The 15,448-nt window shown below is 39.0% G+C and carries 18 protein-coding genes and 1 pseudogene; 18 read left to right on the forward strand and 1 reads right to left on the reverse strand.

Annotation, left to right across the window (positions count from 1 at the left end):
- Window positions 1-94 precede the first annotated feature (94 nt).
- From DYC63_RS13675 to DYC63_RS02885, 16 genes and pseudogenes are all read left to right on the forward strand, one after another.
- Window positions 95-940, forward strand: coding sequence for a VENN motif pre-toxin domain-containing protein (locus DYC63_RS13675; protein WP_425452117.1), 846 nt, complete (start codon window positions 95-97; stop codon window positions 938-940).
- A gap of 1 nt (window position 941) precedes the next feature.
- The gene (locus DYC63_RS02820) at window positions 942-1,289 is read left to right on the forward strand and encodes a hypothetical protein (protein WP_115217838.1); all 348 of its coding nucleotides are present in this window, start codon (window positions 942-944) and stop codon (window positions 1,287-1,289) included.
- Window positions 1,290-1,618: 329 nt separating this feature from the next.
- Window positions 1,619-1,903, forward strand: coding sequence for a hypothetical protein (locus DYC63_RS02825; protein WP_115217839.1), 285 nt, complete (start codon window positions 1,619-1,621; stop codon window positions 1,901-1,903).
- 30 nt (window positions 1,904-1,933) lie between these two features.
- Window positions 1,934-2,188 carry an ESPR domain-containing protein gene (locus DYC63_RS02830; protein ID WP_115217840.1) on the forward strand — a complete coding sequence of 85 codons (255 nt, stop codon included), beginning with the start codon at window positions 1,934-1,936 and terminating at the stop codon, window positions 2,186-2,188.
- 168 nt (window positions 2,189-2,356) lie between these two features.
- Window positions 2,357-2,665: a hypothetical protein gene (locus tag DYC63_RS02835; RefSeq protein WP_218564526.1), complete on the forward strand. Its 309-nt coding sequence runs from the start codon at window positions 2,357-2,359 to the stop codon at window positions 2,663-2,665.
- Between the two features lie 2 nt (window positions 2,666-2,667).
- Window positions 2,668-2,985: a hypothetical protein gene (locus tag DYC63_RS02840; RefSeq protein ID WP_147284917.1), complete on the forward strand. Its 318-nt coding sequence runs from the start codon at window positions 2,668-2,670 to the stop codon at window positions 2,983-2,985.
- Between the two features lie 486 nt (window positions 2,986-3,471).
- The gene (locus DYC63_RS02850; protein WP_218564527.1) at window positions 3,472-5,385 is read left to right on the forward strand and encodes a hypothetical protein; all 1,914 of its coding nucleotides are present in this window, start codon (window positions 3,472-3,474) and stop codon (window positions 5,383-5,385) included.
- Entirely contained in the window at window positions 5,385-5,816 is a 432-nt protein-coding gene (locus DYC63_RS02855; RefSeq protein WP_002233314.1) for a hypothetical protein, read from the forward strand. Before DYC63_RS02850 ends, DYC63_RS02855 begins: the two co-directional genes overlap by 1 nt.
- A 41-nt stretch (window positions 5,817-5,857) precedes the next feature.
- Window positions 5,858-6,109, forward strand: a complete 252-nt coding sequence (locus DYC63_RS02860; protein ID WP_115217843.1) for a hypothetical protein — start codon at window positions 5,858-5,860, stop codon at window positions 6,107-6,109.
- 298 nt (window positions 6,110-6,407) lie between these two features.
- Window positions 6,408-9,602, forward strand: a pseudogene (locus DYC63_RS02865) (hemagglutinin repeat-containing protein); the annotation flags it as partial.
- Between the two features lie 10 nt (window positions 9,603-9,612).
- A complete protein-coding gene (locus tag DYC63_RS02870; protein ID WP_115217844.1) occupies window positions 9,613-10,050 on the forward strand; it encodes a hypothetical protein in 438 nt (145 codons plus the stop codon).
- Between the two features lie 68 nt (window positions 10,051-10,118).
- Complete coding sequence (locus DYC63_RS02875) at window positions 10,119-10,511, forward strand: hypothetical protein (RefSeq protein ID WP_172459383.1); 393 nt, start codon at window positions 10,119-10,121, stop codon at window positions 10,509-10,511.
- A 10-nt stretch (window positions 10,512-10,521) separates the two neighbouring features.
- Window positions 10,522-10,908, forward strand: a complete 387-nt coding sequence (locus DYC63_RS12360; RefSeq protein WP_147284918.1) for a hypothetical protein — start codon at window positions 10,522-10,524, stop codon at window positions 10,906-10,908.
- Entirely contained in the window at window positions 10,901-11,047 is a 147-nt protein-coding gene (locus DYC63_RS12560) for a hypothetical protein (protein ID WP_172459345.1), read from the forward strand. The genes DYC63_RS12360 and DYC63_RS12560 overlap by 8 nt, the downstream gene beginning before the upstream one ends.
- A 48-nt stretch (window positions 11,048-11,095) precedes the next feature.
- A complete protein-coding gene (locus DYC63_RS02880; protein WP_174892109.1) occupies window positions 11,096-11,347 on the forward strand; it encodes a hypothetical protein in 252 nt (83 codons plus the stop codon).
- A complete protein-coding gene (locus DYC63_RS02885) occupies window positions 11,328-11,639 on the forward strand; it encodes a hypothetical protein (protein ID WP_115217846.1) in 312 nt (103 codons plus the stop codon). Before DYC63_RS02880 ends, DYC63_RS02885 begins: the two co-directional genes overlap by 20 nt.
- Window positions 11,640-11,738: 99 nt before the next feature.
- Here DYC63_RS02885 and DYC63_RS02890 read toward each other — a convergent pair whose 3' ends face one another.
- A complete protein-coding gene (locus tag DYC63_RS02890) occupies window positions 11,739-12,737 on the reverse strand; it encodes an IS110 family RNA-guided transposase (RefSeq protein ID WP_115217847.1) in 999 nt (332 codons plus the stop codon).
- A gap of 322 nt (window positions 12,738-13,059) precedes the next feature.
- On the opposite strand from DYC63_RS02890, the gene DYC63_RS02895 reads away from it, so the two are divergent.
- Both DYC63_RS02895 and DYC63_RS02900 read left to right on the forward strand, forming a co-directional pair.
- Complete coding sequence (locus tag DYC63_RS02895) at window positions 13,060-13,518, forward strand: protein-lysine palmitoyltransferase (protein WP_115217848.1); 459 nt, start codon at window positions 13,060-13,062, stop codon at window positions 13,516-13,518.
- 54 nt (window positions 13,519-13,572) lie between these two features.
- Window positions 13,573-15,360 carry a ShlB/FhaC/HecB family hemolysin secretion/activation protein gene (locus tag DYC63_RS02900; RefSeq protein WP_115217849.1) on the forward strand — a complete coding sequence of 596 codons (1,788 nt, stop codon included), beginning with the start codon at window positions 13,573-13,575 and terminating at the stop codon, window positions 15,358-15,360.
- Window positions 15,361-15,448 lie beyond the last annotated feature (88 nt).

The raw sequence follows: 15,448 nt of genomic DNA on the forward strand, positions 1-15,448 counted from the left end.
ACATATTCTTGCCCATGCGGTATTGGGAGCGGCGGTTGCAGCAGCAGGAGACAATAACGCCCTAGCAGGAGCGATTAGCGCAGGTGGGGCAGAAGTGGCTGCACCGAGAATAAGTCAATTTTTATATGGAACAGGCAAAGCCAATGAATTGACAGCCGAGCAGAAAGAGACTGTTTCAGCGATTACAAATTTGCTGGGGGCGGCAACAGGGGCAGTTGTTGGCAACTCAACAGTCAATGCGGTGCAAGGTGGACTGAATGCGGAAAATGCGGTGGAGAATAATGCAGTCAATCAAAAACAAACAGGTACAATTAATACATTCATCAATGTATTCAACAATACCCCTTCAAAAATGGGACAGACCAAAGGAGAAGCTGCTCATAATGCTATGTTACGATTAAGTAATACTGATTGGGACTATACTCCCAATGTTACTCCTTATTTTAACTTATTAGAAGGCAGATATATATATACAAGTGAAGGTGGGTGGATTGATATGGTACATTTCCTATTTTATGCATCTGTGGCATATAAAGAAAAAATCAACTTACAAAGAAAGAATGACATAGATTGGACATTACCATCTAATTATGGACAAGTAAGACGCATATCATCAGAAGAAATCCAAAATAAAGCCATTAACGAGGCAATCCAATATGGATATATTCAGGAAAAAATGGATTCTTTTAAATCACAACACTCTGCTTATTCATATGAAGATTTACCATCAGATAAGTATGGTGCAATTTTTGGAGCAAAATATTTTAATCCTAAAACACAACAAACTTTTGGAGAACAAATAAATCATTACTTCACCCATATACTAAAAGCACAAGACCCTAAAACAGCACCTAATTATTCATCATTACCAACAGAAGATTTAGGTGTACATTCAGGCATAGTCAATAAAACAACTAAACCTCTATTCATTGGGAAATGAAATGATATATTTTAAAATAATAACCATTAGTATGGTTTTATACATCTCACTATTGCAAATTAATCTGAAAATGTTAGAAAAAAGGATTGATTTCTTAATATGGAACATGGATAAATATTACCTTGCATATGGATATTACCCAAATAATTTTGACTTCATATCAAAAAAAACTGATTTTACTACTGAATCATATTGTGATTTTTGGGATAAAAACATTGCAGGATATGGTAATTGCTACTTCATAAATAATGATAAGGAATATACTATATTAGTCATGGGTTTTTCATCAAAAATACTATTTTCATCCAACAACAGAATAAAAGAATTCAATTCAAATAAATATGATTAGACTTCCTGCGAAACTTAAAATCCCGCTTCCCAATTTACAATGGAAGCAATCAAATTAAGCCGTAACCCTAAACGTTTACAATGATTGCGGTAACGGCAAGCAAGCGTAGGGTGGGTGCTCGCACCCACGCATTCTTATTAAATTTCATTTCAGGCTGCCTAAAATACTTTTTCATTCAAATCAACTTTTGTTACATTGAATTCTTCATGATAAAAAGTAATCAAAAGCTGCCTGAAACAATCCCATTAAGTAAGCATTCCACTTAATGAATAAAACGTCCGTTTGCTAACCACTTGTTTTAATAAAATTTACCCAATAGGAACAAAGCCATGAGCCAACTCCAAACCTATCCGAAACAACCCACTTCCATGCAAAGCAGTTATGCATTGGCAAGACGAGCCGAGCAAAATTACCGCGATATGATTAACCAACAATTAATCCACTCGCTAGAACGCATGGCAAACCCAAACTACCAAGCCCAAGATATGCCCCATGACTTCCATGCTTCGGTTTTGAACAGAATTGCCCAACAAATGGAACAAGCTGATGTACAAGCAAGCGTAGGGTGGGCAACTTGTTGCCCACGCGTTAATGATAACTTTCAGGCAGCCTGAAAGCCTAAAACCACAAGGAAAGCTCCAAAAATGAACAACCGCTTACACAAAGTCATCTTCAACCGCAACACAGGCTTAATGGCTGTTGTTGCAGAAAATTCCCATAACAACGGCAAATCAAGTGCTACGGATAATGGTATAGCGGTTAGTTTATGCGGATTATTCAATCAATATGATTGCATAAAAATAGCCGCAACAAACGCCCTTAAAGTGGCTTATGCACTACAATCCCAAACCACAGCCATTACAGTGTTGGCAGTGAAATTCAAGCCGCAGGCAAGTTGAATATCCAATCAGAAGAAGATATTACCGTTTCAGGCAGCCTATTGCTGATATAGTCGATCATGATTTTATCCAAGCGATTATGAAAATTACTGGTCATTGATTATCTATATATTGGTAGTTGTTATGAAATGCTATATTAAAGTTGTCATTATTGTTTTTATAATGGTAATGACAACTTCTTGTAATCCTTGCTTTTTTGCAACTTCGTATTGTTATTATCCGTTTGATAAATATTCTATAAATAGCGATATTGAATATTATGTAAAAGATAACACAACTGATAAACAAAGAATTGAAGATTTTAGAAGTTGCCTTGCTGTTACTTGCCCTGAAATACATAAGTTGTATAAATTACCTGATGAAAAAGGTAATTATCTGTATGTTATAGAAAAAACGAATAACATAGAATATATAAACTGTATTGGTGCAAATTCAAGATGTATGCTTAACAATAAAGGATATTCAACAAAATGGTAATAATGAAAAAATTATTGGTCATTGATATGTGTTGTTATCGGTTGAGTGTCATCATTGTTTTAATGATGACACTGACTTCTTGCGGTAGGTGCGGACTAATGCCAGTAGTCTCGTGTTCAAAATATATAGGTTCTGACTTGGAAATGTTTAGCCATAAGGGAAAATCAGAGATGGAAAAAAGAAGAGATTTTGAAAGTTGTATTTCACAATCTATATGTCCTGATGAAATTAAAAATGGCAATTTATTAGATGATACTGGTCATTTTGCACAGTATGTTAATGAACGGCAAAAATTAATTATAGAAAAACAAAAAATATGATGATGCAATGAATAATTGCGTGCAATCTGTTTATAATTGTATGGTAGAAAATAAAGGATATAAGTGTTGTTTTTTGGATAAAGGTTATTAGATTAACAGTTATGTTTGTGCGTTGTTTTAAAGTTGTCATTATTGTTTTTATAATGGTAATGACAACTTCTTGTAATCCTTGTTTATTTGCAACTTCGTCTTGTAATTATCCTTTTGATGATATGACGATAAGAGCAAACAACGATATTGAATATTTTGTTAAAAATAATACGACTACGAACAACGAATTGATGATTTCAGAAGTTGCCTTTCCGTTGCTTGTCCTGAAATATATAAATTATATCAATTACCTGATGAAAAGGGTAATTATCAATATATTATAAAAAAATATTATGATAATAAATACAATGATAATGCAGTCAAATCGACAAATTGTATTGGGGATAATGCAAGATGTATGCTTAATAATAAAGGATATTCAACAAAATGGTAATAATGGGTTACGGCGTTTCAGGCAGTGCGAGTTATAGCAAGTCGAAAGTCAACGCCGATTATGCGTCTGTGAATGAACAAAGCGGCATATTTGCGGGTGAAGACGGTTATCAAATCAATGACCACACCGACTTGAAAGGCGGTTTGATTACTTCCACCCAAAAATCGGAAGACGATGGCAAAAACCGTTTTACAACGGGTACGCTCACCTTTGAAGACTTGGCGAATCACGCCGAATATAAGGGTGAAGCGATTGGTTTGGGTGTTTCAGGCAGCGTTGCGGGCGATAATCCAAATCAAAACAGCCGTATTTATACCGTTAATCAAAGCGGTATGAGTAGCACAATGGGCTATGGCAAAGACAGCGACAAACAATACGCCACAACCCATTCAGGCATTAACACTGCCAATATCACCATTCGTGATAACGAAAAACAACAGCAAATCACAGGAATATCGGCGGAAGAAGCGAAACGGGCTGTTAAAGCCGATGTAACAACCGACAACTACGCCGAACATTCAGGCAGCCTGAAAAACAATTTCGATAAAGACAAAGTGCAATCAGAGATTGATTTGCAGGTTAAGGTTACACAGGAGTTTGATAGTAATCGCAAAGCCTTGCGTGCAGAAATCAACAAAGCAGCAGATGAAAAAAGACAAAAAGCCGAAGATATAAGAAGAGAAAATTATATTGACGGCAAAAACGGTTATAACACCGCAGAATCTTTGGCTTTGGATAAGTCTGCCGACAAATTGGAAAAAGTCGCTTTTTACACTGATTTGGCATTAGGTGGATTGTATGGAATTGGCGATAGCACGGCTTTAACTTATGTAACAGGTAGTGCAGTGGCTAATCCAGCCATTCGAGCGGGTACAAGACCAAGACAGTTTTGGTTTGAGAAATGTGACGGCGATAGTTTGTATTGTTCTAATAGAAATTATGACGATACGGCGGATAGAAAAATTTATGATAAAAACGGGCAAGAAATTGACACTAAAGATCCAAATTACACTGGAATGGTTGAGATTGGTGATAAACGGCAAATCTCTGATTTAAATGAGATTGAACCTAACAAAGTAACTGGAAGCATCGTTACTACAAATGACGGTATATTGAACCCACGAAATGACGCTCTAAAAAATGGGATTAAGCAACAAAAATGGGAAGTAGATAAGGAAGGTATTTTGCTTATCTACAATCCGCCAACAGGCAATTCTATTTCTGAACTTTTGTATGCCGCTTATGATAAAACTAACGATTTGTTAGGCGGTCGTTTGCCTTTAACTTCTGCACAAAAAGCGAACCTTGAATTAAATCAATATGCAGAAAGTAAAGGTTATAAGATTGATAGTAACAATCATAGTCGTGGCGGTTTAACTCGAAGTGTTTCTGATAAATATTCAGTCAGACATAATCTGCCTTTACCGTATAACAATGTTCAATTCTTCGGTAGTGCGGCAAATGTAGATGATTATACAAACTACATGAACGAATATGGTAGGAAAGATTTTAATATTTCTGCCACAACACATTACACAGATTTTGTTGGTAGAACTCCATTAGTTGCATTGCGTAGTAAGCATATTGTTGGTGGAAATGAACCAACAGGCGGAGTTGAAGATAAATGGTTCTTATATTCGCACAGCAGTTATTTTGCAGAAAAACCAACCCCATACCTTGTAAATGAACACGGTTTTTATATGGATAAAAATGGCGACCTGATAAAAGATAATTCAGGAAATCCTATAAAAATGACGGAAGAAAATAAATTGGAATATTCAACAAAAGTTCCAAATCCATATTTAGATGATTTTGAACAGAAATGGATAAAAGGACAAACTCATAACAAGGTGTCAGGTGATAATCCGTCTCTTCCAGTTCCAGTTAGAACAAAAAAACAACAGGGAGAGCGATAATGAAAAAATACTTCTTTTCAGTCTGCTTGTTATTAACAGGCTGTGGGGTTTTGTTTGATGACCCACTAACAAGATTTTGGAATGGCGGTTATTTTTTGTTTCCAGACAAAGAAATAGCAAGTGATGGAATTTATAAAACTTCGGATACTGACTTGCATTATTACGAAAGTTTGTCGCTTGAACAAAGAAAACGCTATCTAAAATTTAAGCCTATTAAGGATAAATGCGAACATAAGTATTCAGATAGAACAAAATATGATTACGCTACACAAATGGCAAATATCGTTAGGTGTTTTAATGAACAAGGCTATCAATCTGAAACTGCTTTTATATTGAATGGACATACAATAACTCAAAAAGGTAGTATTTGCACAAAAGATGAACCCAAACAATGCGATAATGTTATGCGTAGTTATATCGTTTTATTTTAATTGAAATGTAACTTGAAAATTGACAATACAGGAGCAACAAAATGAAATCGATTTATTTTATTATTTTTTCTTTTTTATTAACTGCTTGCGTGGTTAATAATGATGATTATTTTGCTGAACCGCCTACACCATACTTAATTAACGAACACGGTTTTTATATGAATAAAAAAGGTGATTTAATTAGAGATAGTCACGGTAACGCAATTAAAATGACAGAAGAAAATAAACACAATTTCCCCAAAGAATCCGCTAATCCTTATTACGAAAAATGGATAAAACAAAAACGAAAATAAATAACAAAGCAAACATAGTGTAGGCAACTTGTTGCCCACGCGTTAATGATAACTTTCAGGCAGCCTGAAAGCCTAAAACCACAAGGAAAGCTCCAAAAATGAACAACCGCTTACACAAAGTCATCTTCAACCGCAACACAGCAAGCGTAGGGTGGGCAACTTGTTGCCCACGCAGTTCAATCAGATACACATAAAATGATGTTTTAATGTGAAATATTTGATTTCAGGCTGCCTGAAAAATAAAATGATGTGGTGTGCATCAAACCGCGTGGGCAACAAGTTGCCCACCCTACGCTTGCTAGACCGAATAGCAGGTATTTACATCACGGGCACAGAAAAAGGTGTTTTAGCAGCACAAGCTGGTAAGGACATCAACATCATTGCCAGTCAAATCAGCAATCAATCAGAGCAAGGACAAACCCAGCTGCAAGCAGGGCGCAACATCAATCTGGATACCGTACAAACCGGCAAACATCAAGAAACCCATTTTGATGCTGATAACCATGTTATTCGCGGTTCAACTAACGAAATTGGTAGCAATATTCAAACGCAAGGTGATGTTACCCTGTTAGCAGGCAACAACCTCAATGCCAAAGCTGCCCAAGTCAGCAGCGCAAACGGTACACTCGCTGTGTCTGCCAAAAATGACATCAACATCAGCGCAGGCATCAATACGACCCATGTTGATGATGCGTCCAAACACAAAGGCAGAAGTGGCGGTGGCAATAAATTGGTTATTACCGACAAAGCCCAGAGCCACAACGAAACCGCTCAAAGCAGCACTTTTGACGGCAAACAAGTTGTATTGCAGGCAGGAAACGACGCCAACATAAAGGGCAGCAATGTCATTTCTGACAGTGGCACCCATATCCAAGCAGGCAATCATGTTCACATTGGCACAACCCTAACCCATAATCAAAGCGAAACCTATCATCAAACCAAAAAATCAGGATTGATGAGTGCAGGTATCGGCTTCACGATTGGCAGCAAGACAAACACACAAGAAAACCAATCCCAAAGCACCGAACATACAGGCAGCACCATAGGCAGCATCAAAGGCGATACCGCCATTATGGCAGGTAAACACTATCAACAAATCGGCAGTACCGTTTCCAGCCCGGAAGGCAACAACACCATCCATGCCCAAAGCATAGACATTCAAGCAGCACACAACCAATTAAACAGCAATACCACCCAAACCTATGAACAAAAAGGCTTAACGGTGGCATTCAGTTCGCCCGTTACCGATTTGGCACAACAAGCTATTGCCGTCGCACAAAGCAGCAAACAAGTCGGACAAAGCAAAAATGGTCGTGTCAATGCCATGGCAGCTGCCAATGCAGGCTGGCAAGCCTATCAAACAGGTAAGAGTGCACAAAACTTAGCCAACGGGACAACCAATGCCAACCAAGTCAGCATCTCCATTACCTATGGCGAGCAAAAAAACCAACAAACCACCCAAATTCAAGCAAGCCAAGCCCAAGCAAGTCAAATTCAAGCAGGCGGTAAAACCACATTAATCGCCGCAGGTGCAGCAGAACAATCCAACATCAACATAACAGGTTCAGATGTAGCGGGTAAAGCAGGTACCACCCTGATTGCCGATAACAACATCACACTCCAATCCGCCGAACAAAGCAGCAGAGAACGCAGCAACAACAAAAGCAGCGGCTGGAATGCAGGTGTCGCCGTATCATTCGGACAAGGAGGCTGGTCATTAGGCATTACCGCAGGTGGCAATGTCGGCAAAGGCTACGGCAATGGCGACAGCGTAACACACCACCATAGCCATATTGGCGACAAAGGCAGCCAAACCATTATCCAAAGCGGTGGCGATACCACACTAAAAGGCGCGCAAGTCATCGGCAAAGGCGTACAAGTTCATGCCAAAAACCTAAGTATTCAAAGCGTACAAGATAGCGAAACCTATCAAAGCAAACAACAAAACGCCAGTGCCCAAGTGACCGTAGGCTACGGCTTCAGTGCCGGCGGCAATTACAGCCAAAGCAAAATCAACGCCGACCACGCTTCCGTCACCGAACAAAGCGGTATTTATGCCGGAGAAGACGGTTATCAAATCAATGTGCAGAACCACACCGATTTGAAAGGCGGTTTGATTACTTCCACCCAAAAATCGGAAGACGATGGCAAAAACCGTTTTACAACGGGTACGCTCACCTTTGAAGACTTGGCGAATAAGTCGGAATATTCGGGCAGTTCGTTTGGCGTTGGTTTAAGCGGCTCAATGGGCGGCGGTGAGAGTATGCCCAAAGAAATTGGCGGACAAAAACTGATGACTTTGGGTAGCAATAAAACTTTTGACCTAACCGAACCTGATGGCACGCCGACTGGCGAAAGCAAAACCGTTGCTATGGGTTCGCTGAAAACTCAAACAGGTATCGGACACGACAGTGAAAGCCAGCATTCAGTAACACATTCAGGCATTAACACCGCCAATATTGTGATTGCTGATGAGAATAAGCAAAAAGAACTCACAGGCAAAACTGCCGATGAAACAATCGGTGCAATCAAAACCGATGTAACTGTGGAAAACTACGCAGAGCATATAGGCAGCCTGAAAAATAACTTCGACAAAGAAAAAGTTTTGAAAGAACTGAACATTCAAGTCGAAGTTACCAAAGATTTCAGCGAAAACGCCAAAGCCACGATTGCCCAAGTTTATGAACCCAAGCAAGCGAAATTGCGAGAAGAAATCAAAGAATTGGAGAAGAAAAAAGACTTTTCTGACCCTAATTCAAAAGAATGGGAAATTTATCAGGCGGAACAAGATAAACTTTATGACAAAATTTATAACCTGCAATATCAAAAACGGATTTTGGAAACCGTTGTTGGTATTGTGGCGTTAGACCCTGATACGGCGATTACGCAGGGCTTATTGCAAGGCGTTGCTACAAAATTACGCCGAGAAACTTTGGATAATTCACGCAAATTTCCTGGCATTGTCGATAAAAACGGCAAAGTCTTATTAAGCAATGTTTCTTACGATAGCGATTACTTTGACGGCGTGAAGTTGGGCGGTGTTCGAGTTGATTTAGATGTTATTTGTGGTGATACGAGATGTGTAAAAAACCCAAATGGAACATTAACCTATGTAGGTGATGAGAAGTTTCCAAAATTTGAAAATGTTATAAGTCCGACTGATAATCCAGACGGATTTAAAAAGATTTCTGGTGCAACTGGTGGTATTCAAGGAAAAAAAGGAACATTTTTCGGTGAATATAATATTGGAAGCATGAGAGATACAGTCGTAGAAGGTTTTGCTGGCACTCATGATTATATTGGCGGTCAAATGTGGGGCTTTTATGACAAAGACGGTAATACTACGCCAGGTCGAGATACATACAATAAAAAAGATGAATATTGGTCAAGTAAAATTACCGTTGCAGCAATTCCAGTTGCCGCTCCGTTTGCCATTAGCGATATAGTCGATAGCGACTTTATACAGGCAATTATGAAAATAAGCGGTCATTAAGGTTTAGCTTATGTATCGATTATTATCAACAGCCCTTGTATTGTTGATAATGCAGGGCTGTTATTACACAACTATTGATAATGAAAAATGCTTTGTTGCCCCACAAAGCGTTCATTGTCCTGTAAGTTCTGATATTGAAAATGTTATTAGAAAAAATCCTAATAAAAGCATAAATCAAGTTAGGAGTGATATTAAATATTGTGCTAATATGTATTTTTCCAATATACGGGAATTAAATATTCCGCAAGATTTTGATAATTACATTTTCATACTTAAAGAAAAAGGTATTCCAAGAAATGATAAGGAATTGGCTTATAATGCAGTTAGAAATATGCACATTATTTGTTTGAGTTCTTTGGGTGGTTATGATTATTATCAAAAAACCGCAGAATTTCAGAAAATAGATTATAAAAAAGAAATGGAGAAATTGTTAAATAAAAACCATTAAATTTGCTATTGCCGATATAGTTGATAGCGACTTTATCCAAGCAATTATGAAAATTAGTGGTCATTGATATGGACATAATTTTTTTTCGTTGGAATGTAATCATTTTTTCAATGATTACACTATGTTCTTGTGAAAGTTGCGGACCAATGCCAGTAGTCTCGTGTTCAAAATATGTGGGTTCTGACTTGGAAATGTTTAGCCATAATGAGAAAAATGAAATAGAAAAAAGAAAGGATTTTGAAAGTTGTATTGCACAATCTGTATGTCCTTATGAAATTAAAAATGGTAATTTATTAGATGATACTGGTCATTTTGCACAGTATGTTGATGAAAGACAAAAACTTAATTATAGAAAAACAAAAAAATATGATGATGCAATGAATAATTGCGTGCAATCTGTTTATAATTGTATGGTAGAAAATAAAGGATATAAGTGTTGTTTTTTGGATAAAGGTTATTAGATTAACAGTTATGTTTGTGCGTTGTTTTAAAGTTGTCATTATTGTTTTTATAATGGTAATGACAACTTCTTGTAATCCTTGTTTATTTGCAGTAACCAGTTGCACTCCGAAAGGATATACACACCATAAAGGATATGATGTTGATTTTTATATTAAAAACAATGTAGATGATAAAACAAAAATTGAAGACATTCGATACTGTCTTTCTATCTCCTGTCCAGAAGAAATAAAAAAATATAATTTTCCAAATGAAAAGGGAAACTATATACAAGAAATTAGAAAAATATTGAATAATTCACCTGTTGCTAACAATTGTTTAAGAAATAGTTATTTTTGTATGGAAAATAAAGGATATTCAAAAAGACCATTGGTAACGAAAGATAAAGATTATGAATAAGTTAGTAAAATCTAAAAATGATGAAACTATTTCCGACAAGGTAACTGCTGTCGCCATTCCTGTCGCTGCACCGTTTGCTATTGCTGATATAGTCGATCATGATTTTATCCAAGCAATTATGAAAATTAGTGGTCATTGATATGGACATAATTTTTTTTCGTTGGAGCAAGGTAGGGTGGGCAACAAGTTGCCCACCCTACCTTGCTATTCACACAGCAGTTATTTTGCGGAAGTGCCTGAACAGTATCAAAGGGATGAAAATGGAAATGTTGTTGAGAAAAATGGCGAACCTGTTTTAACGGAAGCTTGGAAAGATTATACGGAAAAGTGGGGAGTTCCTAAAATGGGTAATGATGGGAAATATATCAATCATGCAGTTCCCAAGTTAGTAGTTCCCAATAAACCAAATGGAGAAAAATATGAAGAAAAACATTTCTAATCTAATGTTAATATTATTTTGCTCAATAATCCTTTCTAGTTGCTTTTTTGGCAGTTGTGCAAATTGGAATTGCTCCAAACTTAATCCACGCTGGGTAAAAGCAGTTGATACATGCACAACTGAAAATCGCACCTTTGTTTTGCATGAATTAGGCAACCAATTAGGATATAAATCTATTACCGAAGTCTCATTTAGTGAAATTGGGCAACATATTTCTTCTCAATGTATTTACCATAGCGGTAAATATGATATTCATAAAGATAAACAGTATGGGCATTTGTTTGCAAAATGATTACGCCGATGTGTTATAGCCAGCGTAGCCTGTGCAATTAACACAAAATGGTAAATGGTAGATACTATCTTCCCAGTCAAGCCTATATTGTAAAAAAATTCACACAGTTTGGGCTTGATAAACGGTTTGATGTTTAAGTACACCAAAACAAATGTGTACCAATCGGCGCATACTCGCCCCAATCGCTTGCATTTTTGTTTTACCACGCGCCAACAAGCGCTCATAATGGGCTTGAATATCAGGATTGTAACGCTTGGCAACAATGGCTGGCATATACAGTAAAGCCCGCATTCTGCTGTTGCCACGTTTGCTCAACATGACTTTGCCTTTGAATTGACCCGATTGTTTTTCTTTGGGAATTAAGCCCCAAAAGACTGCCATTTGTGCTGCGCCGGTAAATTGTCGGCTGCGGTACAATACCGCCATATCTAAGGCAGTTGCTTTACCCACAGCAGGAATACTTTGCAATAGCTTAATATCGTTTTTTAAATCAGGGTGTTGGTCAATGTGATTATCCACATCGTTTTGCAAGTCGGCAATATTTTGTTCCAAAGCCGCAATCATTTGGTTCAATGACAACAACACTTTCTCGGGTGTATTGGCGATTTGGGCTGAATGTAAGCGATTATTTTCACGTTGTAAATCGGCTTTCAAAGCGTCCAAACGAGCCAATTTGGCTTTAAGCTGGCGAATGTGGGTCGCTTCAGGCTGCCACAGTTCAATATCTATGGTGGGCGTTGCACCGTATAAGGCAATCACTTTGCTGTCGCTTTTGTCAGTTTTGTGCACCGTACCCAGAGATTTGGCAAAATCAAGGATGTACTTGGGATTAACGATGCTGACTTTGATGCCTTTATCGTGTAAAAAATATGCCAACAACTCGTGATAAACGCCTGTTGCTTCCATAATCACATGAACGGTAGATAAATCAGTGGTGATGTTTTTCTCAATCCATTCAATGAATTTCAGGCAGCCATCGGGATTGTTGTCCAAAATTTTGCTGCGGATGCTGCGTTTGCGGATGTCTTTAAGGTAGGCAATGTCCCATTTTTGTTGAGAAACATCAACGCCTATGATATGTTGAATGCTGTCCACCATGGTGTCTTTCCTTGTTCATGCAGTGTCTGCGAGCCAAATCGCGCACTTGGATACTATTCAGATTAAACTGATGGGAAACAGAGCAGGTTCATCTACGTTACAGCGTCATTGCGCTTAGGTTGGACTCAATTTCCTGCTCTGTTTGGTTTTTGTGTGCATAATACGTTTTTATCCACACATTTGGAAAGATACAAGGATGGGCAACTCGTTGCTCACGCAGTTCAGTCTCATATGCTAAGGCTATGTTTTAACGTGAAATATTTCATCTCAGACTGCCTGAAACCATTTTTTGTTTTAACCAACACTAACCCTAACTTAAAATATGCCCATCACTCCACCCTTAAACATCATCTCCCCTAAACTCTACCCCAATGAACAATGGAACGAAAGCGAAGCACTTGGTGCCATCACTTGGTTATGGTATCAGTCGCCTACGCATCGCCAAGTGCCTATTGTGGAGATGATGACGTATGTGTTGCCTGTGTTAAAAAACGGGCAATTCGCTTTGTTTTGCAAGGGTTCTCAACCAATCGGTTATATTTCGTGGGCCTATTTTGATGAAGTGGCACAGGCGCATTATTTGCAATCCGACCGCCATTTGCGCGACAACAGCGATTGGAACTGTGGCGACAATATTTGGCTGATTCAATGGTTTGCGCCATTGGGACACAGTCATCAAATGCGCTTAGCGGTACGCCGGTTATTTCCCAATACGACTGTACGCGCCTTGTATCATAAAGGGAGCGATAAGGGTTTGAGAATTTTAACTTTTAAAACTTGATGCAATCGTGTATTGAATGCCCATTGATGATTTTATTGATTTTGCGACCATGCCATGAAACTTCCTTTATCCTATTTGCCTAATATTCGCTTTTTGTCTTGGTGCTGCTTATCGGCAGGCATGATGGCTCCTGCGGCTTTGTTGGCCGCCCCCAACCCCGCCGAAATCCGTATGCAGCAAGATATTCAGCAACGCCAACGCGAAGAGCAGTTGCGCCAAACCATGCAGCCTGAAACGGATGTGCGTTTGAATGGCGGACGCTTTAATGAATCAGTGAGTCAATCTATCGGCGATGCAGACGACCAACCATGTTTTGCCATTAATGAAGTGATTTTGGAAGGCGAACACCATGCTCGGTTTCAGTTTGCCCTAAAACGTGCCTTGCGCGAAACAGGTTTTCAGGCTGGCAAGTGTTTGAATGCGGGCGACATCAATCACATTATGACGGTTGCGCAAAATATTTTGATTGGACGGGGTTACACCACCACGCGCATTTTGGCTGCGCCACAGGATTTAAATAGCGGTAAGCTGGTTTTAACGGTGTTGGCAGGTTATCTTAAAAATATTGAAGTGGATATGTCGCAAGCGAATCAAACTCATGCTGGACGCATTGCGGCGTTTCAAAATGAATTTCCCACGCGTTCAGACGGCATCTTGAATTTGCGTGATTTGGAACAGGGTTTGGAGAATTTAAAACGCATTCCGACAGCAGAAGCGGATATTCAAATTGTGCCGGTGGACGGGGTACCCAATCAAAGTACGGTACTGGTGAAATGGCAGCAAAGATTGTTGCCTTATCGTTTGAGTGTGGGGATAGATGATTCGGGTACAAAGGCAACAGGTAAATATCAAGGCAATATTACTTTCTCGGCGGATAATCCATTGGGATTAAGCGATTTGTTTTATGTGAACTATGGACGTTCCATTGGTAATGTGCCCGATGCAGCAGACAGTTCAGGCAGCCTGAAAAAAGGTGGTACACATAATTATGCGCTGCATTACTCTGTTCCGTTTGGCAAATGGACATGGGCATTCAATCACAGCGGCTACCGTTATCATCAAGCCGTAGCAGGATTAAGCGCAGCGTATGATTACAACGGCAAAAGTTACAACACCGATTTGGGTTTCAACCGCCTAATCTACCGCGATGCCAAACGCAAAACACATGTTGGTGCGAAATTATGGACACGCGAAACACAAAGCTATATTGACGATGCGGAGATTACGGTGCAACGCCGTAGAACGGCAGGTTGGTTGACCGAGTTAAGCCATAAAGAATACATTGGTAACAGTACGGCTCAATTTAAGATTGCTTACAAACGCGGGACAGGTATGAGTGATGCTCTGCGTGCGCCTGAGGAATTATTTGGCGAAGGCACTTCGCGTATGAAGATTTGGACAGCCAACGCGGATGTGAATATCCCCTTTCAAATCGGCAAACAATCTTTTGCTTACGACACAACCATTCAAGCACAATGGAATAAAACGCCGTTAACACCACAAGATAAAATCGCCATTGGTGGGCGTTACACCGTGCGTGGTTTTGATGGTGAAATGAGTTTGGCTGCGGAACGTGGTTGGTATTGGCGCAATGATTTGAGTTGGCGGTTTAAACAAGGGCATCAACTGTATGTAGGCGCAGATGTGGGACATGTTTCGGGACAATCGGCAAAATGGTTGTTGGGACAAACTTTGGCCGGTGCAACGATTGGTGTGCGTGGGCAAATGAAAGTGGGTGGGAATTTACACTATGATTTATTTGCCAGTCGTGCAGTGAAGAAACCTGAATATTTTCAGACGAAGAAATGGGTAACGGGGTTTCAGGTGGGGTATTCGTTTTGATGAGTGTGCATTAAAGATAAACCAAAGCTACTGGTTTTGTGCCAGTAGCTTTGGTTTTGATGTTTTATGTTTTTTCAGGTAGTGTTCA

The organism is Suttonella indologenes, assembly GCF_900460215.1.
GTDB classification, from domain to species: domain Bacteria; phylum Pseudomonadota; class Gammaproteobacteria; order Cardiobacteriales; family Cardiobacteriaceae; genus Suttonella; species Suttonella indologenes.